Here is a 24,554-nt window from a genome sequence, read left to right on the forward strand (position 1 = left end):
ACATACGGCCGGACGGAAGGTTGCATGCTGTCCGGCCGGCGCTTGCGCATCGCCGGCTGTTGGCCTCGGCTAACGCCTTCGGCAAGGTGGGCAGACCTCCACGACTTGCCAGGCGTCTGCTGGTGCTGCCCGACCATGCATCGCGCCGTCTGCTTGCTTTCGTTCAGGCACAGCGTGATGCCGGCATTGGCTCTTGAACGGCCAAGCCGGACCCGCGTAACATCACGCCATCTGAACTGAGTCTGCTCTATTCGTCCGGGCTAATGCCCGGATTGGTCTGGATATTTCCCTTGCATACGCAAGCAACCAGCGGCGCGGAAAAGCGCGGCAAATCGTTTGCCCATGTGGCCGAAGCCTCGTGGGGCAAGGGCCTCAGCACCTTGCTCCGGATCCTGCGCATGACGCTGCGCCATCCCTGGCAAGTCGCGATCACCCTCGTCTCGACCTTCATCGCCGCGACGCTGCAGCTCTTCATTCCACGCTTGCTGGGACGCGCCATCGACCAGGCGCAGGGCGTCATGACAGCCGGGGCCGGCACCGCCGCCGAGCACGCGCTGTGGAACACCGCTGTGACGCTGCTCGTCGTCAGCATCCTGCGCGGTCTCTTCACCATGGCGCAGAACTATTACGGCGAGGCCGTCGGCCATCGAACCGGCTATGAGCTGCGCCTGGCTTTCTACGAGAAGATCCAGCGCCTGAGCTTCTCCTACCACGACCGGGTCCACACCGGCGATCTGATCACGCTCGGCCTGCTCGATCTCGACGGCGTGCGCATGTTCTTTTCGACCGGCATCCTGCGGGTCGTCCTGCTCGGCGTGTTGATCGGCGTCGGCGCCTACCTCTTGATCAGCACCGATCTGGTGCTCGGGCTGTTGAGCCTGAGCTTCGTGCCGTTCGTTGCCTGGCGCTCCTCGGTCACCCAGTTGGCGTTGCGCAGCACCTGGCTGACCTTACAGCAGCGCCTGTCGGTGCTGAGCCGGGTGATGGATGAGAATCTCGGCGGCATCCGCGTCGTGCGAGCCTTCGCTGCACAACGGCATGAGCTGGAGAAATTCGACCGCGCCAAGCAGGATGCGCTCGACCTTGCCAACAAGCGCGTCGACATTCGCGTCGGTAACACCGGCGCCATGAACTTCTCGTTCCTCGCCGCCATGGGCCTGGTGCTGTGGTTCGGCGGCCAGAAGGTCATTGCGGGTCAAATCAGCGTCGGCACGCTGGCCCAGTTCCTCACTTTCATGACCATCCTGCAGATGCCGGTGCGCCAGCTCGGCCTGATGGTCAACTCCTTCGCGCGCGCCTCGACCTGCGGCACCCGGCTGTTCGAACTGCTCGACGCCGAACTGGACATCAAGGACGCGCCGGGCGCCAGGGACCTCGTCGTCACCGAGGGCGTGCTGCGCTTTGACAATGTCAGCTTCCGCTATGCGGGCGCGGGCGACCGGCCGACGTTGTCCGGCATTTCCTTCGAGGCGAGGTCCGGCGAGACCATCGGCATCGTCGGCCCGCCAGGCAGCGGCAAGTCGACCATCGCGCACCTGATCCCGCGCTTCTACGACGTCACCTCGGGCAGCATTACCATCGATGGCCAGGACATCAGCAAGGTCACGCTGCAATCACTGCGCAAGGCCGTCGGCGTCGTGCAGCAGGACGCGTTTCTGTTCACCACCTCGATCGAGAACAACATCGCCTATGGCAATCCCTGGGCACGCGAGACCCGCATCGGGCAGGCAGCCGAATTCGCTCAGTTGCACAACTACATCATCGGACTTCCCGCCGGCTACACCACGGTCGTCGGCGAACGCGGCGCCTCGTTGTCCGGCGGCCAGCGGCAGCGCCTGACCATCGCGCGCAGCCTGATGCTGCGGCCATCGGTGCTGGTCTTCGACGATTCCACCGCAGCCATCGACGCCGGCACCGAGCAGCGCATCCGGGCGGCGATGAAGCGCTTCGCGAAGGATCGCGTGACGCTGATCATTTCGCATCGGCTGAGCTCGCTGATGCATGCCGACCAGATCCTGTTCGTCGAGAACGGCCGGATCGTCGAGCGCGGCACGCATGAGGAGCTGCTGGCGCTCGGCGGGCGCTATCGTGCGCTCTACGACCTGCAGCTGCGGCCGGACGACGATCGGCCTACGGCTCTGGGAGCCGCTTGATGTCGGCACAGAGCGACGACGAGAAGGRAGACACCAGCGGACGGCCGACAAAGGCTGTCGTCGGCTCGCACCGCGACGAGGAAGAGGTTTTCGGCAAGGCCTATGATCCGCGCATCGTGCGGCGTATCTGGAGCTTCGTGAAGCCGTATCAGAGCCGGATTTTCATCTCGGTCGCCGCGGTGCTGGTGTTCACGCTGACGCAACTGGCGATCCCGCTGGTCATCCGCTACGCCATCGACCACGGCATGGCGACAGGCAGGCTCGACCAGTCGGTGATGATCTCTGCTATCGGCGCCTTCACGCTGATCATCCTCATCAACTATGCCGCCAGCCACGTACAGGAAAGCGTCGTCGGCAAGGTCGCCGAGAATGTGCTGTCGGACCTGCGCCGCGCCATGTTCAGCCACCTGCAGCGGGTCTCTCTGAGCTTCATGGACAAGACCGAGGTCGGCCGGCTGATGTCGCGCCTGCAGGGCGACGTCAATTCGATGCAGGAATTCCTCGAAACGTCGGTGATGTCGGTGGGCGACATCGTACTCTTGTTCGGCATCGTCAGCGTCCTTTTGTGGCTGGATTTCCGGCTCGGCCTGCTGACGCTGTCGACCATGCCGGTGCTGTTCGTCGTGCGCCTGTTCTGGCTGCCGCGCGCCAAGGTCGCCTTCATGGCCGCGCACGAGACCAACTCGATCGCCAACGGCGCGCTGGCCGAAGGCATCCATGGCGTGCGCACGGTGCAGAGCCTCGAACGCCAGCACGTCAATTTCGACCTCTACGACGAGAAGGTGCTGGCCAATCTCAATGCCCACCTGACGTCGGCGAAATATGCGCAGGTGATGGTGCCGATCGTCGACACGCTGACCGGCATCGCCATGGCGACCGTCATCGTCGTCGGCGGTTCGATGGTGCTCTCGCACAGCCTCGACGTCGGCGTCATGGTGGCGTTCCTGTTCTACATCCAGCGCTTCTTCGACCCGATCCGCTCGCTCACCATGCAGTACAGCGTCATGCAGCGCGCCATGGCTTCGGGCCAGCGTATCTCCGAAGTGCTCGACGTGCCGGTGGACGTCAGCGACAAGGACGGCGCCGTGGCGCTGTCGCGCGACATGGATGGCTCAGTCGAGTTCAGGAACGTCACCTTCGGCTACCGGCAGAACCTGCCGGTGCTGAAGAACATCTCCTTCCGCGTCAATCCGGGCGAGACCATCGCGCTGGTCGGCCCGACCGGGTCGGGCAAGTCGAGCTCGATGGCGCTGGTGCACCGCTTCTACGATGTCTGGTCCGGCCAGGTCCTGGTCGGCGGCCACGACGTGCGCGACTTGACCCAGGATTCGCTCGGCGATCAGGTGGCCATGGTGTTGCAGGAGCCGTTCCTGTTCTCCGGATCGGTGCTGGAGAACATCCGCTATCACAAGACCGGCGCCAGCCGCGAAGAGGTGGTCCGCGCCGCGCAGGCCGTCGGCGCGCACGACTTCATCGAGAACTTGCCCGATGGCTACGACACCGAGCTCGAGCAGCGCGGCGGCAATCTCTCGCTCGGCCAGCGTCAGTTGATCAGCTTCGCGCGGGCGCTCGTCGCCGACGCCAAGATCCTCGTCCTCGACGAGGCCACGGCCAGCATCGATTCCTACACCGAGATGCTGATCCAGAAGGCGCTGATAAAACTCCTGGAAGGCCGCACCGGGCTGGTCATTGCCCACCGGCTGGCCACCATTCGCGGCGCCGACCGCATCATCGTCCTGCAGAACGGCGAGATCGTCGAAAGCGGCAACCACGAACAGTTGATGGCACGAAAAGGGCTCTACGCCCGCCTCTACAACATGAACTACGCGTCCTTCGACGACATTTCGGAAGGCGAGCTGGAACTGGACGCGGYGGTCGGCAAGGCGACGTGACTGGGTTTGTCGACGATGACAGCCGATTTTTTCGGCTTCGGGCCTTAACTTTCGCGGCGTGGATTTTACATCTTAGGGGGCTGGAGACGATCGAGCTTGAGGAGGCTCCCGTGCAGCAACCAGAAGACATCGCCGCCCGCCGATTGGGCATTCTCATCGAGCAATATGTGGAAGTGCGCAAAAAGCGCTACGACTATGTGTCGACCGAGCAGGCCTATCTGGCCATCCGGCAGATCCTCAAACTCGCCATTTCCGATCACGAACTGGACGACATGGTCGCCTCGCTTGCCGTCAAGAACGGGCTGGCCGTCGTTTTCGATCGCCAAACCAAAGCGCCTTTCGATACCTTCCTCCACCGGCAAGCAGATAGGCTGGCCCATCGGTGATTTTCAGGTGGCCAAGCGAATCCGCTTGCCACGAAGCCTCACTTAATTGCATGTTAAGTGAACACTGAGATCACCATGAAAACCGCTGCGGATCACGCACTCAACGACAACGCCGCAACCGGCGCGGAAGCCCGCCGCTCCACGGTGCTGGGCGATCGCATCAAGGCCTATCGCACCGCGCGACGCCTGACGCTGCGCCAGCTCGGCGACTTGATCGGCACCACCGCCAGTTTCCTGAGCCAACTCGAGCGCGGTCTTTCGGGAGCCAACACCAGCACGCTTATGCTGATCGCCAATGCGCTCGGCATCGGCCTCGCCGATCTTTTCGACGAGAGCGAAGTCTCGCCGCACGCGGTGCTGACACGCGCCGATCGACCGGCGCTGCCGACCAGCGAAGGCTATCGCAAGACGCTGCTGTCGCGCCGGCCAATCCGAGAGATGGAGGTCTATTGTGGCGAATTCGCCGTTGGCGGCTCGACCGGCGACGTGCCCTACACACATGGCAACGCGCACGAAATGTTTCTCGTGCTGCGCGGCCGGCTGCAGCTGACGTTGGGCGACGAGAGCTTCATCCTCGAAGAGGGCGACAGTATCGAATATTCGACCTCGACGCCGCACAGGACCATCAATGTCGGCGACACGGTGGCCGAAGTGCTGTGGATCATCGCACCGTCGACAAGCGGCGCCGTCGATCTCGACCAATATGTGGCCCGGAAATCACTCGCACCCGGACTGCCAAAATCAAACAGCGAGTCATCGGAGGGTTAAAAAAATGGGAAGCAGATCAATAGTGTCCGGGCTTGTCGGCGCCGCCGCACTGGCCTTGATTGCAGCCGCCGCGGCTCATGCGCAGAGCGCGCCGCCGGCCGGCACCGTGGTGGACGGTTCGCTGAAAGGAAAGACGCTGACGTTCGTCTCCTATGGCGGCATCTACCAGGACGGCCAGGTCGCCGCCCTCAAGGAATTCGTCGACAAGAGCGGCGTCAAGCTGCTGAACGATGGCCCGACCGAAATCGCCAAGCTTCAGGCGCAGGTCGAGTCCGGCAATGTGACCTGGGATGTCGTCGATACCGACGACTTTCCGCCATTCGTGCATTGCGGCAAGCTGTTTCAAAAGCTCGACCTGACCAAGCTCGACGTTTCGCACATCCCGGCCGGACAGGTCGGCGAGTGCAGCGTGCCGGCGATGAACTACGGCACCGTGCTGATGTACAAGAACTCGACCTACAAGGACAATCCGCCGAAGGACTGGAAGGATTTCTTCGACACCAAGAAATTCCCCGGCACGCGCGCCATCGACGGCAGCGGCAGCCCGATCGGCGGTCTGATCGAACAGGGCATTCTGGCCGACGGTGGCTCGGTCGACAACATGACGCCGGCCGACATCGACAAGGGCATTGCCAAGATCAAGGCCATCGGTCCGGACACGATCTTCTGGAAGACCGGCGCCGAGTCCCAGCAGCTGGCAGAATCCGGCGAAGCCGACATGATCATCATGTGGACGGGCCGCGCCATGACGGCGGTCAAGAACGGCGCTGCCTATACGCCGGTGTGGAAGGACTGGCTGGTCGTCATGGATCAGCTGACCATCCCGGTCGGGGCCAAGGACACCGACGCCTCCTATGCGCTGATCAACGCCTATCTCGGCAAGAAGTCGCAGGAGGTCCTGACAGAGCAGACATCCTACTCGCCGATCAACACCGAGGCGCAGCCCAAGGTGGATGCTTCGGTCGCCGCCTTCCTGACCAACACGCCGGAACACGCCAAGCAGGGCTACCAGCAGAACATCAAGTTCTGGGTCGCCAATTTCGCCACCGCGTCCGACAAGTGGACGGCGCTGATGGCCGGCAACTGAGCCGGCCGAGCGCCAAGGCGAAAAGCGTGAGCCAGACATCACATACTCTGGCGGCCGGGGGTGACAATCCCCGGCCGGCGGGTGGCGTGCGGGGGCCGCAACGGCGCCTACGGCTTGCCGCCTACCCTTCGCTGCTGGCGATGCCTGCCTTGCTCCTGCTTATCGCGGCGATGGGCTATCCGCTGCTGACCGTCACGCTGCGCAGTTTCTCAGACCCCGCCTGGGGAATGCAGAACTACGTCTGGTTCTTTTCCACGCCGGTGAACGTCACGGTTCTGTGGCGCACCTTTTCCATCGCCGCCTGGGTCACCATCGTCTGCGTTATCGCCGCCTACCCCTACGCCTACCTGATGACGGCGGTTGGGCCGCGCATGCGGCTCGTCCTCATCCTGTGCGTGCTGGTGCCGTTCTGGGTCAGCGGCGTGGTGCGCACATTGGCCTGGGTCATCCTGCTGCAGGATTCCGGCATCATCAATTCCGTCGTCAGGTTGCTCGGCCTTGACACCGTGAAGCTGATCCGCACCCAGACCGGCGTGGTGATCGGCATGGCGCAGGTGCTGCTGCCGTTCATGATCCTGCCGCTCTATTCGGTCATGCGCGGCATCGACCTGCGCCTCGTGCAGGCGGCGCGCAGCCTCGGCGCGCGGCCCTCGCTGGCTTTCCTGCAGATCTATCTGCCGCTGTCGCTGCCCGGCGTATTCGCCGGCGCCATCATCGTCTTCATCCTGTCGCTCGGCTTCTACATCACGCCGGCCCTGCTCGGCGGCCCCCGCAGCACCATGCTGTCGACGCTGGTGCAGAGCCAGGTGCTCAGCCTGCTCAACTGGGGTCGCGGCGGCGCCATGGGTGTCGTGCTGCTGGTGGCGACCTTCGTGCTTCTGGCGCTCGCCGCGCCGCTGATGCGCCAGCGCCACAAACAGGCGTCCAGATCATGAGACTGGCGCCGTTCCGCATTCTGCTCGGTCTGTTCTGCCTGCTGGTTGCCGTGTGGCTGGTGATGCCGACGCTGGTCATCATCCCGATGTCATTCAACGAAAAGAAGTCGCTTGCCTTCCCGCCATCCGGCTTCTCATGGCAGTGGTACGAGAATTTTTTCACCAACCCCGACTGGCTGACCAGCTTCTTCAACTCGCTCAGGGTTGCGGGCCTTGTTGCCGTCGCCGCCACGCTGATCGGCACGCTGGCGGCACTCGGCCTCAGCCGCATGAAACATTCCGGCGCCGGCCTGCTGCGCGCCATCCTGATCACACCGATGATCGTGCCCGGTGTGGTGCTGGCGATCGGCATCTATGCCGTCTATCTCGACTACCAGCTCGTCGGCACCACCACCGGCTTCGTCATCGCGCACACGATGCTGGCGATCCCGTTCGTCATCATCGCCGTGTCGGCAAGCCTAGAAGTCTTCGACGTGCGGCTGGAGACGGCGGCGGCAAGCCTTGGCGCCGACCGCTTCACCGCATTCCGCACCGTCACCTTGCCGTTGATTGCGCCCGGCATCCTGTCCGGGCTGCTGTTTGCCTTCGTCACCTCCTTCGATGAAATCATCGTCGYGCTGTTCATCACCAGCCCCTATTTGAAGACCTTGCCCGTGCAGATCTTCACCAGCATCACCCGCGACGCCGACCCGACGGTGACGGCTGTCGGAACGATCATCTTCATTGCCACGACGCTGGTGATCAGTGCCGGGCTGATCATCAGCTCGAAATCGACGAGGAGTTGAGATGGCTGCGTCCAACAGCAAAGAACGTGGCGCGGCCATCGACATCAAGGCCGCAACCAAGCGTTACGGCAATTTCACCGCTCTCGACGACGTCAGCCTGCATATCGAGCCGGGCGAATTCATGACGCTGCTCGGCCCCAGCGGCTCGGGCAAGACCACCACGCTCAACGTCGTGGCCGGCTTTACCGACCTGACCTCAGGCGACCTCGCCGTCGGCGGCAAAAGCATCGTCGCGCTGCCGGCGCACAAGCGCAACATCGGCGTCGTCTTCCAGCACTACGCGCTGTTTCCGCACATGACCGTCGGCAAGAACGTCGCCTATCCGCTCACCCTGCGCGGCATGGACAAACAGGCGCGCGACCGCCACGTGGCGCGCGCTCTGGACATGGTCAAGATGGCCGACTTCGCGCATCGTTATCCAGCCGAGCTTTCCGGCGGCCAGCAGCAGCGCGTGGCGCTGGCCCGCGCCATCGTCTTCGATCCGCCGCTGCTACTCATGGACGAGCCGCTCGGAGCGCTCGACAAGAAACTGCGCGAATGGCTGCAGCTCGAAATCAAGCGCATCCACCGTGAGCTTGGCACCACCTTCGTCTATGTGACGCACGACCAGGAAGAGGCGCTGGTTCTGTCCGACCGCATCGCCGTGTTCAACCAGGGACGCATCGAACAGGTGGGAACCGGGCGTCAGCTCTACGACGAACCGGCGACATTGTTCGTGGCGAAGTTCATCGGCGAATCGACCAGTTTGCGTGGCGATGCCCAGACGTCAGGCGGCGAGACCAGAGTGACGATCGCCGGCCAGACGGTCGTCGCCGGCGGCAAGCTCGCCGGCAGCCAGAAACCGGTGGTTCTGCTGCGGCCGGAAAAGCTTTCGCTTGCCAGAACCAACACGCCTGCATCCGCCGGACAGAACAGCCTCACCGGCCAGGTCAGCGAAGCGATCTATCTGGGCTCGGGTTCGAAATACCAGGTGACACTGGGCGATGGTTCCGTGGCCATCGTGCGCGCGACGCTCGAGGCCACGCCTTTCTCGATTGGTGACGCGGTCGATCTGCGTTGGTCGGTCGTCGATGCAAAACTTCTTGCCGACGACGACCGCGCCGACATGACGATGACCTGATCGCTCATTTCCCCCGCAGGATTTTTAGACATGGACGCCAAAGTCAACGGCAACATCTCGTTCTGGTATGCCGACATCGGCCTGCCAGCCTATCGTGCGCCGCTTCCGGGCGACCTCGAAGCCGATGTCTGCATCGTCGGCGCGGGCTATACCGGCTTGTGGACGGCCTACTATCTGAAGAAGGCCGATCCTTCGATCCGCATCGCCATGGTGGACCGGGAATTCGCCGGCTTCGGCGCGTCCGGTCGCAATGGCGGCTGGCTGTCCGGCGGCTTCAGCTGGTCGCGCGAGAAATATCTGCAGACATCTACCCGTGGCGCCGTCATCGACATGGAAACCGCCATGCATGGCACGGTCGACGAAGTGATCGCGGTGACCGAGGCCGAAGGCATCGATGCCGATATTCGCCGCGTCGACAATCTGACGGTTGCGACCAACCCGCCGCAGCTGGAGCGGATTAAGGCCGCCTATGCGGATGCAATCGGCTGGAGCGTGCCTCAGGACCGCGTCAGCCTGATCGGCCAGGCAGAGGCCAAGGCCCGCATCAACATCCGGAACGTGCTTGGCGGCTACATCCACCACGGCACAGCACGCGTGCAGCCGGCCAAGCTGGTGCGTGGACTGTCCGAAGCCGTCGAGCGCCTCGGCGTGCCGATCTACGAACAGACGACCGTGACGGGTATTGAGAAGGGCAAGGTGACCACCGATCGCGGCACGGTGCGCGCGCCCATCATCATCCGCGCCACGGAGGGGTTCACGGCCGGCATATCAGGCAATGAGCGGCTCTGGCTGCCGCTCAACAGCGCACAGATCATCACCGAGCCGCTGCCCCAATCGCTGTGGGACGAGATCGGCTGGGACGGCCACGAACTGCTGGGCGACGCAGCACACGCCTATTGCTATGCCCAGCGCACCCGCGAAGGCCGCATCACCATGGGCGGGCGCGGCGTGCCCTACCGCTACGGATCGCAGACGGATGTGCACGGCCAGACACAGCAGGCGACCATCGAAAGCCTGCACGCGATCCTCACTCGCCTGCTGCCGCAGACCAGCAAGCTTCGCATCGACCACGCCTGGTGCGGCGTGCTTGGCGTGCCGCGCGACTGGTGCACGACGGCCGGCCTCGATCTTGAGACCGGCATCGGCTGGGCCGGCGGTTATGTCGGACTCGGCGTGTCGAGCTCCAACCTCTCGGGCCGGACGCTGCGCGACCTCATCCTGCGCCGCGACACCGAACTGACCCGCCTGCCCTGGGTCAACCGCCAGGTCAGCAAATGGGAGCCGGAGCCGATGCGCTGGCTCGGCGTCCACTCGATGTACCAGCTCTACCGCGTCGCCGACGAGCGCGAGGAAGCCGGTCTCCTGCACACGTCGAAACTGGCGGCTATCGCCGATCGCATCACCGGGCATTGAGCCCTGCGACATTGCATATCGAGTTGAAAAATTCAGTGCCTGCCCGGAGACCGCCATGACCGACTTCCAGACCTTTGCCCATCTCGCCTCGATCGATCTCGGCGAGCCCGAGCCCAAGCCGACCTCGATCAGCGGCGATCAACTCGAAGCGTCGAGGACATTGTGGATCTCGCCGGACGGGTCGCTGGAAGTCGGCGTCTGGGCATGCACGCCGGGCCGCTTCACCGCCTCGCGCGACACGAATTCCGAAACCTGTCACATCGTGTCGGGCCGGGTCTCGCTGCATGGTCCCGATGGCCACAGCAAGGAGGTTAGTGCCGGCGAAATGCTGGTGCTTCCGAAAGGCTGGAAAGGCGAGTGGACGATCCACGAACCGACGCGCAAGCTCTACATCCTGCACTTCGAAGCGGCGTGAGCTAGAGCAATTCCGGGAAAAGTGTGAAACGGTTTTCCCGGGAAAAGCGCGTAGCGCTTTCCCTGAGGGAATTGCGTCAAAACAAAGGGATAGAGCGGTTCGGCGTTTCCGTGAAACGGTGAACCGCTCTAGTCGTCGTCCGAACCGCTGGCGACCGGCTTGCCTTCGATTGCCTGCCGCAATGCGTCGTTGATCCTGTCCTGCCAGCCGGGGCCATCGGCTTGAAAATGGTCCAGCACGGTTCGATCGATCCTGATCGAAACAAGCTCCCTGACACCTGGAGCGGCCGAGGGCTCGCGAGGCGGAGCAACCGGCTTCTTGACTGGCTTGAAGGCGGCTTCGGCCGCCGTCATCGGATTTGTCGGTCGGCGCGGGGGATTTGCCATTGGGTGACCCTGACTGGAAGACGACTCACACTCGCCGATGAGGCGGCGCGCTTGGCACCACCATAGCCCAACTGACGCCATCGCGCAGGCCCATTTGGCCAGGAACAGCTCAGGCCCCGCAGTGTGCGGTCCCCGCATCGCCTTCGCGGCACGCGCTGGCACCGGTCACTCGGCGGCTTGAAGGATTTGTGCGGCGACGATGATCCTGATCTCGGCACGACAAGAGCCGCAATTCGTGCCGGCATGCAGCGCCGCCCCGATCGCCTCGACGCTGGCGCAGCCGCTTCGCACCGCCTGCGCGATCTGGTTGGCGCCGACGCCGAAGCAGGAGCAGACGATGGCGCCGCGATCGACGTCGACCCCGCCCGGCCGCCCGGCCACGATCGCCAGCCTGGCGCGTCGATCGACATGATCGGCGGTCAATTGGTCCGCCGCCCAGCCGCGCGACACCGCGACCGGACCAGGCGCGACGAACAGGGCGCCGGACAAGTGATCGCCGTCGAAAGCCGCGATGCGATGCTGGCCGGCATCGCGGTCATGATAGGCGAGGATTTCGCCGCCCGGGGTCGTGCCGAACAGGGATCCGGCGAAGCCGGCCCAGTCGATCTCGTCATCGGCAAAGGCAAGTTCGACCCGCCAGCCGCCCTTGCATTTGGCCGCGGCCCAGTAGGTCGCGGTATCAGGTTCCGGCCTCTGCCGCATCACCGCGAAGCCGAAGGCCTTTGCGGCGAATTTCTCGATGCGGGCGGCGACATGCTTCAGCGCCGGCTGGCCGGACACCGGATCGGTCAGCGGCGCGGTCAGCGCGTCGAGCCGGCCCTTTGCCGAGAACTGATCCGTCCAGTGCATCGGCGCAAACAGGCTGCCCCGGCGCTGGCGTGCCGTCACCAGCGCGCGCACCAGCACGTCGCCGCGCGGGCTGGAAACGCGCACGATGTCGGCGTCGCCGATCCCGAAGCACTGCGCATCCGCCGGATGGATTTCGACGAAGGGCTCGGCAATGTGCTGGGACAGCCGCGGGCTTTTCCCGGTCCGCGTCATGGTGTGCCAGTGATCGCGGATGCGTCCGGTGTTGAGGATCAGCGGATAGTCCGGGCTGGTGCGGGTCTCGACGGCGGGACGGACGGCGACGAAGCGCGCCTTGCGGTCGGGCGTGTAGAAATTGCCGTCGGCGAAGAAGCGGTGGCTGGAAGAGCCACTTGCGGCCTGAGCGCGCTCCTCTGGCTGATGTCCAGCTTGAGCACCCCCCTCTGGCCTGCCGGCCATCTCCCCCGCAAGGGGGGAGATTGGCGGTTTCGGCGTCCCTGCTCTTTCTCCAACGTTGGCGATTGACGAAAGCCGGTGCAACATCCGATCTCCCCCCTTGCGGGGGAGATGGCCGGCAGGCCAGAGGGGGGTGGCCGGACTCGGCGCTGGCCACTGGAACGGGGCCAATTCCTCATACCCGTCCGCATCAATCCCGGCATACGCACCAATATCGAAATCCCGCGCGCCGTCATTCTCGAACCCCGACAGCGCGGCATGTTCGGCAAACGCCTCCCACGGCGACGCATAGGAAAATGCCTCGGCAAAACCCATCCGCTTGCCCACTTCGGCGACGATCTGCCAGTCGGGCCGCGCCTCGCCGGGCAGGTCCAGGAACGCGCGCTGGCGCGAGATGCGGCGCTCGGAGTTGGTGACGGTGCCATCCTTCTCGCCCCAGGCGGCGGCGGGCAGCCGGACATGCGCGTGGCGGACGGTGTCGGTCCTGGCCAGCACCTCCGACACCACGACGAACGGGCAGGCCTTGATCGCCGCCTCGACGGCGTCGGCATCCGGCATCGAATCGACCGGGTTGGTGGCCATGATCCACAGCGCCTTGATGCGCCCGTCGGTCACCGCCTGAAACATCTCGACCGCCTTCAAGCCCGGCCTTTCGGCAATGACCGGAGCAGTCCAGAAGCGCTGCACGCGGTCACGATGGTCGGGGTTTTCGATCTCCATATGCGCGGCCAGCATATTAGCCATGCCGCCGACCTCGCGGCCGCCCATGGCGTTGGGCTGGCCGGTCACCGAAAACGGCCCGGCGCCGGGTCTGCCGATGCGGCCGGTGGCGAGATGGCAGTTGATGATGGCATTGACCTTGTCGGTGCCCGAAGACGACTGGTTCACCCCCTGGCTGTAGACGGTCACGGTCTTGGAGGTCGCGGCGAACAGGCTGTAGAAACGGCCAAGCTCGTCCTCGCTCAGCCCCGTGGCGGCGATGCCGGCAAGGTCGAGCTCCGATGCTGCGAAAAGCGCTTGCCCGAACCCGGTTGTGTGCGCCGTGATGAAGGCGCGGTCCAGCGCGTTGTGCTTGCCGAGATAGGCGAGCAGCCCCGTGAACAAAGCGACGTCGCCATCGGGCGCGATCGCCAGGTGCATGTCGGCAATGTCTGCGGTCATGGTGCGGCGCGGATCGACCAGCACGATCTTCATCTCCGGCCGCTTTTCCCGAGCCGCCGCGATTCGCTGGTAGAGCACGGGATGGCACCAGGCGAGATTGGAGCCGACCAGCACGATGAGGTCGGCAAGCTCCAGATCCTCATAATTTCCCGGCACGGTGTCGGAGCCGAAGGCGCGGCGGTGGCCGGCGACCGACGAGGCCATGCACAGGCGCGAGTTGGTGTCGATGTTGGCCGAGCCGACAAAACCCTTCATCAGCTTGTTGGCGACGTAGTAATCCTCGGTCAGCAACTGGCCGGAGACGTAGAAGGCGACGGCATCGGGACCGTGCTCGGCGATGGTTTGCGAGAAGGTCGAGGCGACGAGGTCGAGCGCCTCGTCCCAGCCGCTGCGGCGGCCGCGGATTTCGGGATAAAGCAACCTGCCGTCGAGGTCGATGGTCTCGGCCAGTGCCGACCCCTTGGAGCAGAGCCGGCCGAAATTCGCCGGATGGTCGGGGTCGCCGCGGACGGACACTTGCCCGTCCGCGGCGACCTTCGCCAGCACGCCGCAGCCCACCCCGCAATAGGGGCAGGTGGTCCTCACCTCGCGCGCAGCGTCAATCTCCATGTGTCAGGCCGCTCGGCTGGCCAGCGCTTCCAGCGCAATGAACAGACGCTCGCCTTCGACCCGCACCGGGATGGTGCGCACCGCGCCCTCATCGGCGCCGAGCGCCCTGCCCGTCTCCAGCGAAATCACCCAATTGTGCAAGGGACAAGTGACCGCCGTGCCATGCACGATGCCTTGGCTCAGCGGCCCGCCCTTGTGCGGGCAGTGGTCGTCGATGGCGTAGACCTGATCGTCGGCGGTGCGGAAGACGGCGATCTTGCCTTCCGGCGTGTCGACGCAGCGCGCGCCGCGGCGGGGGATGTCCGACAGGGAGCCTATTGATACCCAGTTCATGTGGCCATCCTCGCCTTTGCTCGATCTGAAGGCGCCCAGCCGCCCCCCTCTGGCCTGCCGGCCATCTCCCCCGCAAGGAGGGAGATCGGCAGTTGCACTGACAGCGCCCACTCCGCAACGTTGAAGATTGGCGAAAGCCGAAACAGCATCCGATCTCTCCCCTTGTGGGGGAGATGGCCGGCAGGCCAGAGGGGGGTGGGAAGAAACGCTTCCATCGGCCCTACTCTGCCGCCTGCGCAAAACCGACAGTCGCCATCGGCCGGAACTCGTGCTTGTCCTTGCCGGACACGCGTTCCGACCACGGGTCGACCTGGGCGAACTTCTGGCTGAAGACGAAGCGGTCGAAATAGGCCTTGCGCTTGGCATCGTCGTCCATGATCTGGCGCTTGATTTCGGGGATCCCGATGCGCTTGGCCCATTTGTAGATACGCTCGAGATAGCGGCCCTGCTCGCGATACATCTGCGTCAGCGCCACGATATGCTYCAGTGCCTCGTCCTCGGTCCTGACCAGGCCGAGCACTTCGGTGCCTTTGATGTCGAGACCGGCCGCCCCGGCGAAATGGATCTCGTAGCCACTGTCGACGCAGATGACGCCGACATCCTTGCAGGTCGCCTCCGCGCAGTTCCTCGGGCAACCCGACACCGCCATCTTGACCTTGGCCGGGGTCCACGAGCCCCACATGAATTTCTCGATGCGGATGCCGAGGCCCGTCGAATCCTGCGTGCCGAAGCGGCACCAGTCCGAGCCGACGCAGGTCTTCACGGTGCGCAGGCCCTTGGCATAGGCATGGCCGGAGACAAAGCCGGCCTGGCCGAGATCGGCCCACACCGCCGGCAGGTCCTGCTTGCGGATGCCGAGCATGTCGATGCGTTGGCCGCCGGTGACCTTGACCATCGGGATCTCGAACTTGTCGACGACATCGGCGATGGCGCGCAGTTCGGCCGCATTGGTGACGCCGCCCCACATGCGCGGCACCACCGAATAGGTGCCGTCCTTCTGGATGTTGGCGTGGACGCGCTCATTGATGAAGCGCGACTGGTAGTCGTCGGCATAGTCGTCCGGCCAGTCGCAGACGAGATAGTAGTTGAGCGCCGGCCGGCATTTGGCGCAGCCGCAGGAGGTCGTCCATTCCAGTTCCTGCATGACGGCCGGAATGGTCTTCAGGTGCTTGGCCTTGATCAGCCGGCGCACTTCGTCATGGCCGAGCGTGGTGCAGCCGCACATCGGCTGCACGGCCGCAGGGTTGTAGGTGTCGCCGAGCGTCAGCACCATCAGCTTTTCGACCAGCCCGGTGCAGGAGCCGCAGGAGGCCGACGCCTTGGTGTGAGCGCGCACATCGTCGAGCGAGGTCAGGCCCTTGGCCGTGATCGCACCCGTGATCTTGCTCTTGCAAACGCCGTTGCAGCCGCAGATTTCCGCATCATCCGGCAAGGCTGCAACGGCCGCCATAGGGTCCAGCGGGGCACCCCCCTGGTAGGACTGGCCGAATATGAGCGTGTCGCGCATTGGCGAAATGTCGGTCTGCTTCTTCTTGAGGTCGTTGAACCAAGCGCCGTCGGCCGTCTCGCCATAGAGCACCGTGCCGATGATCCGGTCGTCCTTCAGCACCAGGCGCTTGTACACGCCGGCGGCCGCGTCGCGCAGCACGATCTCCTGGCGGTCCTCGCCCTCGGCGAAGTCGCCGAGCGAGAACAGGTCGATGCCGGTGACCTTGAGTTTGGTCGGCGTGTCCACGTGGACGAAGGCCGCCTTCTCGTTGCCGGCCAGCTGTTGGGCCGCAACGCGCGCCATCTCGTATAGCGGTGCGACCAGCCCGTAGACCTGGCCGTTGACCTCGGCGCATTCGCCAAGCGCGTAGATATCGGGATCATTGCTGCGCATGCCGGCGTCGACCACGATGCCGCGATTGACGGCAATGCCGGCTTCCTTGGCAAGTGCCGAATTCGGCCTGATGCCGACCGCCATGACCACCAGCGTCGCCGGAATGACGGTGCCGTCGGCGAGCTCCACCTGTCCGACCTTGCCGTTGCCCGTGATCGCCTTTGTGTTGGCCTTGGTGATGACCTTGATGCCGCGCTGTTCCACCGCGCGCTGCAGGAGATAGCCGGCGGCCGAATCGAGTTGGCGCTCCATCAAAGTCGGCATGACATGCAGCACGGTCACGTCCATGCCTTGCGCGTTCAGCCCGGCCGCCGCCTCCAGCCCGAGCAGGCCGCCGCCGATGACCACGGCCTTGGCCCGCGACTGCGCGGCGAGCATCATCGCCTGCACGTCGYCGAGGTCGCGATAGGTCAGCACGCCCGGCAGATCATGGCCGGGCACCGGGATGATGAACGGCACCGAGCCGGTGGCGATGACGAGCTTGTCGTAGGGCTCGGTGACGCCGTGATCGGAGGTGACGGTCTTCGCCGCCCGGTCGATGGCGATGATCTTGTGGCCCTTGTAGAGGGTGATGTTGTTGGCGATGTACCAGCCATCGCCGTGGATGATGATTTCCTCATAGGCCTTCTCGCCCGACAGCACCGGCGACAGCATTATGCGGTCGTAATTGACCCGTGGCTCGGCGTTGAAGATGGTGACGGTGTAGCGGCCCGGCGCCTGTTCCAGCAGGTGCTCCAGCATGCGCCCAGGGGCCATGCCGTTGCCGATGATGACGAGTTTTTCGCTCATGGTGCTACTCCGCGGCTTCGACGAAGCGGTGGCGTTCGTAGAGGAACTTCAGCACCGCCTCGCGGCAGCGCAGGAAGGTCCGGTCGGAGGCGAGCTCGATGCGCCGGCGTGGGCGCGCCAGCGGCACCGCAAGCACCTCGCCGATGGTCGCCGCCGGGCCGTTGGTCATCATGACGATGCGGTCGGAGAGCAGCACCGCCTCGTCGACATCATGGGTGATCATGATCGTCGTCGAGCCGAGCCGCGAATGGATGTCCATCACCGCGTCCTGCAGATGGGCGCGCGTCAGCGCATCGAGCGCGCCGAACGGCTCGTCGAGCAGCAGGATCTTCGGCTCCATGGCCAGCGCCCGGGCGATGCCGACGCGCTGCTTCATGCCGCCCGAGATTTCGGCCGGGCGCTTGTCCCTGGCATGCGCCATCTGCACGAGGTCGAGATTGCGCATGATCCAGTCATGCCGCTCGGCCTTGTTCTTGCTGCGGCCGAAGACTTTCGACACCGCCAGGTTGATGTTCTCATAGACGGTCAGCCACGGCAGCAGGCTGTGGTTCTGGAACACCACGGCGCGTTCGGGTCCGGGGCTGTCGACCTCCTTGTCCTCGAGCAGCACGGCGCCTGCGGACACTGTGGTCAACCCGGCGATCAAATTGAGCAAGGTCGACTTGCCGCAGCCGGAATGGCCGATGATCGAGACGAATTCGCCCTTGTCGATGGTCAGCCGGATGTCCTTCAGCACCTCGCTGACCTGATTGYCGCGGGCAAAGGATTTGTCGATATGGTCGAGCTTCAGATAGGCCGTCATGGCGCTGTCCTCACTTTGCCGTTGTGCCGCGGGTGACGAAGGCGCCGACCGCCGCGACCAGGCGGTCGAGGCAGAAGCCGGTGACGCCGATATAGGCGAGCGCGACGATGATGTCGGGCAGCCGCGACGAGTTCCACGCGTCCCAGATGAAGAAGCCGATGCCGACGCCGCCGGTCAGCATTTCGGCGGCGACGATGGCGAGCCAGGACAGGCCGATGCCGATCCTCAAGCCGGTGAAGATGTAGGGGGCGGCGGCCGGCACCATGATCTTCACGAAGAATTCGAACTGGTTGAGCCGCAGGATGCGGGCAACGTTGCGGTAGTCCTCGGGGATGTTGCGCACGCCGACGGCGGTGTTGATGATGATCGGCCAGATCGAGGTGATGAAGATGACGAAGAGCGCCGACGGGCTGGAATCGCGGAACGCGGCCAGCGACAGCGGCAGCCAGGCCAGCGGCGGCACGGTGCGCAGGATCTGGAACACCGGATCGAGGCCGCGCATCGCCCAGATCGACTGGCCAACCAGCGCGCCGAGCGCCACGCCTACGATCGCCGCCAGGCCAAAGCCGATGGCGACCCGCTGCAGTGAGATCAGCACCCGCCAGGCCAGCCCGATGTCCTGCGGGCCATTGTTGAAGAAAGGATGCGCGATCAGGTCGTAGGCCTCGTTCCACACCTGGCTCGGCGGCGGCAGGCTGGCGGTCGGCGACGAGCAGGCGATCTGCCAGACGACCAGCATGAGGGCGATGACGATGGCCGGCGGAACCAGCGCGCTCGCCAGTTTGCCGGCGATCACCATCGGATCGAAACGGCGCCGCGCCTTGGCGGTGAAAGCGATGACCTCCGCTGGCTTGGCGGGGAACGCTTTCACCGTTGTGTCCTCGATTGTCTGGATCGACATGTCTGGGAAAAACTCCTTGGTCGGAATCTCCGCAACGGCGCAAGGCGCTGTTGCGGCAAAGGGCGCAATACGCCGTTTGCGCTGGCTCAAGCGGAGGCCTTGATCTTCAGGCTGTCGAGATAGGCGGACGGGTTGGCCGGATCGAAGACCTTGCCGTCGAAGAAGGTCTCGACACCGCGCGACGAGGATGCCGGAATGTCGGCTGCCGCCACGCCAAGGTCCTTGGCCGCCTCGCGCCACAGGTCCTCGCGGTTGACCTGATCGACCAGCGCCTTGATGTCGGTGGTCGGCGCGAACTTGCCCCAGCGGATGTTCTCGGCGAGGAACCACGAGTCATGGCTCTTGAACGGATAGGACACGCCGCCCGTCCAGAACTTCATGTAGAGATCGGAGCCGGTGGCGACGCGGCCATTGCCGTAGTTGATGTCGCCCTTGAGGCGGCCGATGATATCGGCGACAGGCACGTTCATCCATTGCCGCTTGCCGATGATGGCGGCCATCTCGTCCTTGTTCTCCTTGGCCTCGCACCATTGCTGGGCTTCCATGACGGCCATCAGGATCGCCTTGGTGGCGTTCGGGTATTTGTCGATGAATTCGGCGCGCAGGCCGAGCGCCTTTTCCGGATGGCCCTTCCACAATTCGCCCGTCGTGGCGGCGGTGAAGCCGACGCCCTGGTGGACAAGCTGCTCGTTCCACGGCTCGCCGACGCAGAACACATCCATGTTGCCGACCTTCATGTTGGCCACCATCTGTGGCGGCGGCACGACGATGGTCGAGACATCCTTGTCGGGATCGATGCCGCCGGCGGCGAGCCAGTAGCGCAGCCACAAATCATGGGTGCCGCCCGGGAAGGTCATGGCGGCCTTGATGTCCTTGCCGGCCGCCTTCTTGGCGGCGAAGGCGTCCTTCAGCTTCGAGGCGTCAAGGCCGACACCGGTGCCGGCATATTCCTGGGCGACCGAAATGCCCTGGCAGTCGTAGTTGAGCCGCGCCACGATCGCCATCGGCATCGGCTGGTTGTTCTGCGTCACCTTGCCGGTGTGCATCAAATAGGGCAGCGGCGTCAGGATATGGGCGCCGTCGATGCCGTTGGCCGCGCCGCCGAGCATCAGATTGTCGCGCGTCGCGCCCCAGGAGGCCTGCTTGAGCACCTCGACATCGGGCATGCCGAACTTCTCGAAAAACCCCTTCTCCTTGGCGATCATCAGCGGTGCGGCATCGGTCAGCGCGATGAAGCCGAGCTTGGCGCCGGTGACTTCCGGCGAGGTCGTGGCCGCATAGGCGCCGGAGGGGAAGAGCTTGCGGGCGGCCATGAACAGCCCCGCCGTCATCGCACTGCTGACCAGAAAATCGCGGCGGGTCACATCCTTTGGCGATGTCCCAGTCCCGATCCATGTCTTCATCGTCTTCTTCATCGTCGTCTCCGGTTGAACGCGGTCCGCGCCGTCGATTGTTGGCCCAAAAACAAAAAAGCCGCCGGCCAGGCCTGCGCGTCCGGAAATCCGGATCGCGTCTTGACCTGAGCGGCAGCTTTGCCTGTGGGCGCCCGTCATTGGACGCCTATTCCGTGACCCCAAGGAGGCCTGGTTATTTCAAAGCATGAACCATGCCAGATTCGAGAGAAAGGAAAAATAACAATGAAATCAATGAAACGCGCCGTCCGCCTACGCAACAGACGATATGGCGAGCAGGCCAAAGATTGTTCATTAAAGCAATCGCACGCACAATTTTTGTGCAATGCACAAGAATGGCGCGAAAATAATCAGGCTTCCGCGCGGGCCGATTTCTGGCCGGCAATGTAGCCTTCGACCTCATCGGGATCGAAGATCTGGCCGTCGAAGAAACCATCGGGGCCGAGCACCAGGCCGGCGCCTGTCGCGCCGACGGCGGTGGCTATGCGCAGCGCACCCTCGACCTTCGAATTGGCGCCAGGCAGTGCGACGCCAAGCGGCTTCAGCGCCGAACGGTAGAGATCTGGGCGGTAGCAGTCGCGGGCAATAGCGAGATTGTCGGGCGTGTGTTCGACATGCCCCCAACGCACCATCTGCGTGTAGAACCACAGCGCATGGCTCTTCCAGGGAAAGTTCGCCGCCTTGTCGAAGGGCAGGAAGAAGTCTTCGATATCCAGCGCCGCTCCTCCACCCAATTGGAGATGGCCGGTCAGGATCGGCAACTGGACCGAGGGCGGCAGGCCAAGGAAGCCGGGCTGCGCCATCACCCCGGCCAGTTCGCCATGGTTGGCCGGATCCTGGCACCAGCGCGCCGAGTGGTGTAGCGCGCGCAGCAGCGCCGCCAAGGCGTCGGGGGACTGTTCGGCCCAGACCTTGCGCACGCCGATCACCTTCTCCGGGCTGTTGCGCCATATCTGCGCCTTGACGGTGACGATGTGGCCGGTGCCGGCGGCCACCGCGGCGCTGTTCCAGGGTTCGCCGACGCAGTAGCCATCGATCCGCCCAGTGGCCAGCGCGTCGGCCATGAAGGGCGGCGGCACGATGACGATCTCGATCTCGCGCGTCGGATCGATGCCACAGGCGGCGAGCCAGTAGCGCAGCTCGTAATTATGCCCGGAATGCGGATGCACGACGGCGAATCGCAGCGGGTCGCGGCCGGCAGCGGCGCGCTCGCGGATGAGCGCGCCAAGTGCGGCACCGGCGCGCGCCGGGTCGAGATCGGGGGCAGCACCATGCGCTGCCATGCCGGCCCAGACGGCATTGGAAATGGTGACGCAGTTGCCGCCGAGACCSAGCGAGAACGGCACGATGGTTTCTGAAGCGAGCGGCGTCAGCCCGAGATTGCAGGCGAGCGGCATCGGTCCCAGCATATGCGCGAGATGGAAGTGGCCGATGGCGATGCGGTCGCGGATGTTGGCCCAGGACGTCTCGCGGTGCAGCGTGAGGTCRATGCCTTCGCGTGCGGCAAAGCCAAGCTCGCCGGCCGCGACCAGCACCGCACTGTCGAACAGCGGCATGAAGCCGGCGGTGATCTGATGCTCGGCGCCCATGCTCATTCGTCCTCCGCCGGTCCCAACAAGCCGGCGGCGGTCACCAGGCTCTGGGCGATGTCGCCGATCTTGCGGTTCTGGTTCATCGCCGTCTTGCGCAGCAGCGTGTAGGCAGCCTCTTCGCTGAGGCCACGCGACTTCATCAGGATGCCTTTGGCGCGATCGATCACCTTGCGGCTCTCGAGCTCGCTGCGCGCCTCTTCCAGTTCGCGCGCCATGCGCGAAAAGGCGTTGAAACGGCTGACCGCCATGTCGAGGATCGGCTTGACGCGCTCCTGCCGCAGGCCGTCGACGACATAGGCCGAAACGCCGGCATCGACCGCCGCCTCGATCGAGGCCTGGTCGGAGCGGTCGACGAACATGGCGATCGGCCGCTTCACCGCCCGCGACAGCTGGAACATGTTTTCCAGCATGTCGCGGTTCGGGTTTTCGAGATCGATGACGATGACGTCGGGTTCGATCTCGGCGATCCGCCGCGCAATGCCGGTCACGTCATGGATGACGGTGACCCGCTCATGGCCGGCCTCGCGCAGCCCCGCCTCGATGATCGCGGCGCGGATGCGGTTTTCATCGATCACCAGGACGGCGAGTGCGGTTCGGACCATGCCTGCATTGTGCCCAAGCGAGGGAATTGTGCAATGCGGGATAACCCGGCGAGCGCAACATTCGCTGCGCATGGCACGCTGAAACGGCTGCACTGCCGCACACCATGGCCCTGGCCTCGCATGATTTCTGTGTCATCAGAACGATAGCCGACCGGGTTATGCCTGCGCAGGGGCTTGTGGTGGAACAGGGGCCGACCAGGTCTTCCAGGACCCGCACCACCCTGTGCCCAGCAACGCGCCGACCTGGAGCTTGATCCGCATAGCGAATCCGCTTCGGGGAAGATCATGCTCAAACCCAGAGATAGAGCCAAAGAGAGACGAGATGTGGCTGAGTGAATTCGAAATTGTCCTTCGCGACCGCGTGATCCCCAATGGCGCCATCCGGATCGAAAACGGCCGCATCGAAGAGGTCCGCGACGCGCCTGTCGAGAATGCCGACATCGTGGGTGGAGGCCGCCTGCTGCTGCCCGGTTTCATCGACATGCATGGCGACATGGTGGAGAAGGAAGTGGAGCCGCGCCTCGGCGTGCATGTGCCGATGACGATCGGCATTGCCGAACTCGACAAGAAGCTGGCCTCCTGCGGCGTGACCACGGCCTATGCCGCGCTCTCCTTCATCGGCGCCAGCGTCTCCAGCGGCGTGCTGCGCTCGGAAGAGCATACGTCTGATATCATCGAGACCATCGCCGGACTGAAGGACGACCTTTTGGTCGATCATCGCATCCATGCCCGGTTCGAGGTGACCTTCGCCGCGGCCATCGGCGTGCTGCAGAGACTGATGGACGCCGGCAAGCTGCACCTGATCTCACTGATGGACCACACGCCCGGACAGGGGCAGTACCGCGACGTCGAACTCTACATCGCCCGCATCGCCAAGGAGCGCGGCATGTCGGTTGCCGAGGCATCCGAGATCGTCGGCCAGCGCATCGCCGGCCGAAATGGACATGGCGACGTCCTCAGCACGCTGCAGGACCTGTCGGCATTTGCCCGTGCCCGCGGCATCGTGCTCGCCTCTCATGACGACGACACGCTGGAGAAGGTGGAATTCGTCCATGGCCTGGGTGCCGCGCTGAGCGAATTCCCGGTGACCCTGGAGGCGGCGCAAGAAGCCCGCAGGCTCGGAATGCACACCGTCATGGGCGCGCCCAATGCACTGCGCGGCAATTCCTATTCCGGCAATCTTTCCGCCCGGCAGGCCTACGAGGCTGGACTGCTCGACATGCTGGCCAGCGACTACCACCCGGCCTCGATCCTGCCGGCTGTTCTCAGCCTGGCGGCGCTGGATGACGGCGGCCTTGTGGCGGCGGCCGCGCTGACCAGCTCCAATCCGGCCAAGGCATTGGGGCTTGACGACCGTGGCGCCATCGAGACGGGACTTCTGGCCGATCTCGTCGTGGCCGACCGCCAGCCGGTCGCACGCGTCCGCGCCACCTTCCGCGCCGGCCGCATGATCTACAGCGACGGTACGCTGGGCCTGCGCCGGCATTGAACAAGAAAATAGTGTACTGTCACCGTAATTCACGCAATTCGAGAAAATGAAATGGATAAAAAGGAACTTGAATCACTCCTAAATAAAGACCTTTCAGCAAATGGCTTCAAGAAGAAGTCTGCGACATGGTACCGCCAAGATGCAGGTGCGCTTCAAGTCGTTAATTTGCAGAAATCAAACTTCGGGCTAAGATTCTACGTGAATATTGGCTGCGTTCCAAACGGGATGTCTGTTGAAGGATTGCCAACCCCTAAGGAATACGATTGTCCGATTAAGATCAGACTTGACAGTGCCTTCCCTGATCAGAAAACGAGGATAGAAGAAACATTGGATCTTGAAATTTCTGGACTAAAGGACGATGAAAGATCTGCTAACATAT

General features: G+C 64.2%; 22 protein-coding genes. 13 read left to right on the forward strand and 9 right to left on the reverse strand.

Going from position 1 to position 24,554, the window contains the following annotated elements; all coding sequences use genetic code 11:
- The 11 genes from ACXJ7R_RS04100 to ACXJ7R_RS04150 form a co-directional block, all read left to right on the forward strand.
- Window positions 1-197 (forward strand): hypothetical protein (locus tag ACXJ7R_RS04100; protein ID WP_457150702.1); only part of this gene is annotated, 197 nt, incomplete at its 5' end.
- Window positions 198-290: 93 nt separating this feature from the next.
- Window positions 291-2,153, forward strand: coding sequence for an ABC transporter ATP-binding protein (locus ACXJ7R_RS04105; RefSeq protein WP_457150703.1), 1,863 nt, complete (start codon window positions 291-293; stop codon window positions 2,151-2,153).
- On the forward strand, window positions 2,153-4,045 hold the full coding sequence (locus tag ACXJ7R_RS04110) for an ABC transporter ATP-binding protein (protein WP_457150704.1): 1,893 nt from the start codon (window positions 2,153-2,155) through the stop codon (window positions 4,043-4,045). The genes ACXJ7R_RS04105 and ACXJ7R_RS04110 overlap by 1 nt, the downstream gene beginning before the upstream one ends.
- Window positions 4,042-4,431: a hypothetical protein gene (locus ACXJ7R_RS04115; protein ID WP_457150705.1), complete on the forward strand. Its 390-nt coding sequence runs from the start codon at window positions 4,042-4,044 to the stop codon at window positions 4,429-4,431. The genes ACXJ7R_RS04110 and ACXJ7R_RS04115 overlap by 4 nt, the downstream gene beginning before the upstream one ends.
- A 75-nt stretch (window positions 4,432-4,506) precedes the next feature.
- On the forward strand, window positions 4,507-5,199 hold the full coding sequence (locus ACXJ7R_RS04120) for a helix-turn-helix domain-containing protein (protein WP_457150706.1): 693 nt from the start codon (window positions 4,507-4,509) through the stop codon (window positions 5,197-5,199).
- A 4-nt stretch (window positions 5,200-5,203) separates the two neighbouring features.
- Window positions 5,204-6,286: an extracellular solute-binding protein gene (locus tag ACXJ7R_RS04125; RefSeq protein WP_457150707.1), complete on the forward strand. Its 1,083-nt coding sequence runs from the start codon at window positions 5,204-5,206 to the stop codon at window positions 6,284-6,286.
- Between the two features lie 26 nt (window positions 6,287-6,312).
- Window positions 6,313-7,221 (forward strand): ABC transporter permease, encoded by a 909-nt coding sequence (locus ACXJ7R_RS04130; RefSeq protein WP_457150708.1) that lies wholly within the window; start codon window positions 6,313-6,315, stop codon window positions 7,219-7,221.
- On the forward strand, window positions 7,218-8,006 hold the full coding sequence (locus ACXJ7R_RS04135; RefSeq protein ID WP_457150709.1) for an ABC transporter permease: 789 nt from the start codon (window positions 7,218-7,220) through the stop codon (window positions 8,004-8,006). The genes ACXJ7R_RS04130 and ACXJ7R_RS04135 overlap by 4 nt, the downstream gene beginning before the upstream one ends.
- A gap of 1 nt (window position 8,007) precedes the next feature.
- Entirely contained in the window at window positions 8,008-9,126 is a 1,119-nt protein-coding gene (locus ACXJ7R_RS04140; protein ID WP_457150710.1) for an ABC transporter ATP-binding protein, read from the forward strand.
- 30 nt (window positions 9,127-9,156) lie between these two features.
- Window positions 9,157-10,539 carry an NAD(P)/FAD-dependent oxidoreductase gene (locus ACXJ7R_RS04145; protein WP_457150711.1) on the forward strand — a complete coding sequence of 461 codons (1,383 nt, stop codon included), beginning with the start codon at window positions 9,157-9,159 and terminating at the stop codon, window positions 10,537-10,539.
- 55 nt (window positions 10,540-10,594) lie between these two features.
- Window positions 10,595-10,954, forward strand: coding sequence for a cupin domain-containing protein (locus tag ACXJ7R_RS04150; RefSeq protein ID WP_457150712.1), 360 nt, complete (start codon window positions 10,595-10,597; stop codon window positions 10,952-10,954).
- 128 nt (window positions 10,955-11,082) lie between these two features.
- Here ACXJ7R_RS04150 and ACXJ7R_RS04155 read toward each other — a convergent pair whose 3' ends face one another.
- The 9 genes from ACXJ7R_RS04155 to ACXJ7R_RS04195 form a co-directional block, all read right to left on the reverse strand.
- On the reverse strand, window positions 11,083-11,340 hold the full coding sequence (locus tag ACXJ7R_RS04155; RefSeq protein ID WP_457150713.1) for a BrnA antitoxin family protein: 258 nt from the start codon (window positions 11,338-11,340) through the stop codon (window positions 11,083-11,085).
- A 165-nt stretch (window positions 11,341-11,505) separates the two neighbouring features.
- The gene (locus tag ACXJ7R_RS04160; protein ID WP_457150714.1) at window positions 11,506-14,373 is read right to left on the reverse strand and encodes a nitrate reductase; all 2,868 of its coding nucleotides are present in this window, start codon (window positions 14,371-14,373) and stop codon (window positions 11,506-11,508) included.
- 3 nt (window positions 14,374-14,376) lie between these two features.
- A complete protein-coding gene (nirD, locus tag ACXJ7R_RS04165; RefSeq protein ID WP_111543757.1) occupies window positions 14,377-14,706 on the reverse strand; it encodes a nitrite reductase small subunit NirD in 330 nt (109 codons plus the stop codon).
- Window positions 14,707-14,926: 220 nt separating this feature from the next.
- Window positions 14,927-17,377 (reverse strand): nitrite reductase large subunit NirB, encoded by a 2,451-nt coding sequence (gene nirB, locus ACXJ7R_RS04170; RefSeq protein WP_457150715.1) that lies wholly within the window; start codon window positions 17,375-17,377, stop codon window positions 14,927-14,929.
- Window positions 17,378-17,381: 4 nt separating this feature from the next.
- On the reverse strand, window positions 17,382-18,179 hold the full coding sequence (locus ACXJ7R_RS04175) for an ABC transporter ATP-binding protein (RefSeq protein ID WP_457150716.1): 798 nt from the start codon (window positions 18,177-18,179) through the stop codon (window positions 17,382-17,384).
- Between the two features lie 10 nt (window positions 18,180-18,189).
- Window positions 18,190-19,080, reverse strand: coding sequence for a nitrate ABC transporter permease (ntrB, locus tag ACXJ7R_RS04180; RefSeq protein WP_457150717.1), 891 nt, complete (start codon window positions 19,078-19,080; stop codon window positions 18,190-18,192).
- An 86-nt stretch (window positions 19,081-19,166) separates the two neighbouring features.
- Window positions 19,167-20,495: a CmpA/NrtA family ABC transporter substrate-binding protein gene (locus ACXJ7R_RS04185; protein ID WP_457150718.1), complete on the reverse strand. Its 1,329-nt coding sequence runs from the start codon at window positions 20,493-20,495 to the stop codon at window positions 19,167-19,169.
- 347 nt (window positions 20,496-20,842) lie between these two features.
- Window positions 20,843-22,081: a CmpA/NrtA family ABC transporter substrate-binding protein gene (locus ACXJ7R_RS04190; protein WP_457150721.1), complete on the reverse strand. Its 1,239-nt coding sequence runs from the start codon at window positions 22,079-22,081 to the stop codon at window positions 20,843-20,845.
- Between the two features lie 2 nt (window positions 22,082-22,083).
- On the reverse strand, window positions 22,084-22,686 hold the full coding sequence (locus ACXJ7R_RS04195; protein WP_379022504.1) for an ANTAR domain-containing response regulator: 603 nt from the start codon (window positions 22,684-22,686) through the stop codon (window positions 22,084-22,086).
- 322 nt (window positions 22,687-23,008) lie between these two features.
- Here ACXJ7R_RS04195 and ACXJ7R_RS04200 point away from each other — a divergent pair, with 322 nt between their 5' ends.
- Together ACXJ7R_RS04200 and ACXJ7R_RS04205 are read left to right on the forward strand one after the other, a co-directional pair.
- Entirely contained in the window at window positions 23,009-24,175 is a 1,167-nt protein-coding gene (locus ACXJ7R_RS04200) for an alpha-D-ribose 1-methylphosphonate 5-triphosphate diphosphatase (protein ID WP_457150719.1), read from the forward strand.
- Between the two features lie 51 nt (window positions 24,176-24,226).
- On the forward strand, window positions 24,227-24,554 hold a 328-nt coding region (locus ACXJ7R_RS04205; protein ID WP_457150720.1), incomplete at its 3' end, for a DUF4304 domain-containing protein.

This window comes from Mesorhizobium sp. P5_C1 (assembly GCF_054049815.1).

Excerpts from the sequence above, each read along its gene's own strand:
- ACXJ7R_RS04120 (WP_457150706.1), top strand. The coding sequence starts at position 4,507 with ATGAAAACCGCTGCGGATCACGCACTCAACGACAACGCCGCAACCGGC.
- ACXJ7R_RS04125 (WP_457150707.1), top strand. The coding sequence starts at position 5,204 with ATGGGAAGCAGATCAATAGTGTCCGGGCTTGTCGGCGCCGCCGCACTG.
- ACXJ7R_RS04140 (WP_457150710.1), top strand. The coding sequence starts at position 8,008 with ATGGCTGCGTCCAACAGCAAAGAACGTGGCGCGGCCATCGACATCAAG.
- ACXJ7R_RS04145 (WP_457150711.1), top strand. The coding sequence starts at position 9,157 with ATGGACGCCAAAGTCAACGGCAACATCTCGTTCTGGTATGCCGACATC.
- ACXJ7R_RS04150 (WP_457150712.1), top strand. The coding sequence starts at position 10,595 with ATGACCGACTTCCAGACCTTTGCCCATCTCGCCTCGATCGATCTCGGC.
- ACXJ7R_RS04155 (WP_457150713.1), bottom strand. The coding sequence starts at position 11,340 with ATGGCAAATCCCCCGCGCCGACCGACAAATCCGATGACGGCGGCCGAA.
- ACXJ7R_RS04160 (WP_457150714.1), bottom strand. The coding sequence starts at position 14,373 with ATGGAGATTGACGCTGCGCGCGAGGTGAGGACCACCTGCCCCTATTGC.
- nirD (WP_111543757.1), bottom strand. The coding sequence starts at position 14,706 with ATGAACTGGGTATCAATAGGCTCCCTGTCGGACATCCCCCGCCGCGGC.
- ntrB (WP_457150717.1), bottom strand. The coding sequence starts at position 19,080 with ATGTCGATCCAGACAATCGAGGACACAACGGTGAAAGCGTTCCCCGCC.
- ACXJ7R_RS04185 (WP_457150718.1), bottom strand. The coding sequence starts at position 20,495 with ATGAAGAAGACGATGAAGACATGGATCGGGACTGGGACATCGCCAAAG.
- ACXJ7R_RS04195 (WP_379022504.1), bottom strand. The coding sequence starts at position 22,686 with ATGGTCCGAACCGCACTCGCCGTCCTGGTGATCGATGAAAACCGCATC.
- ACXJ7R_RS04200 (WP_457150719.1), top strand. The coding sequence starts at position 23,009 with ATGTGGCTGAGTGAATTCGAAATTGTCCTTCGCGACCGCGTGATCCCC.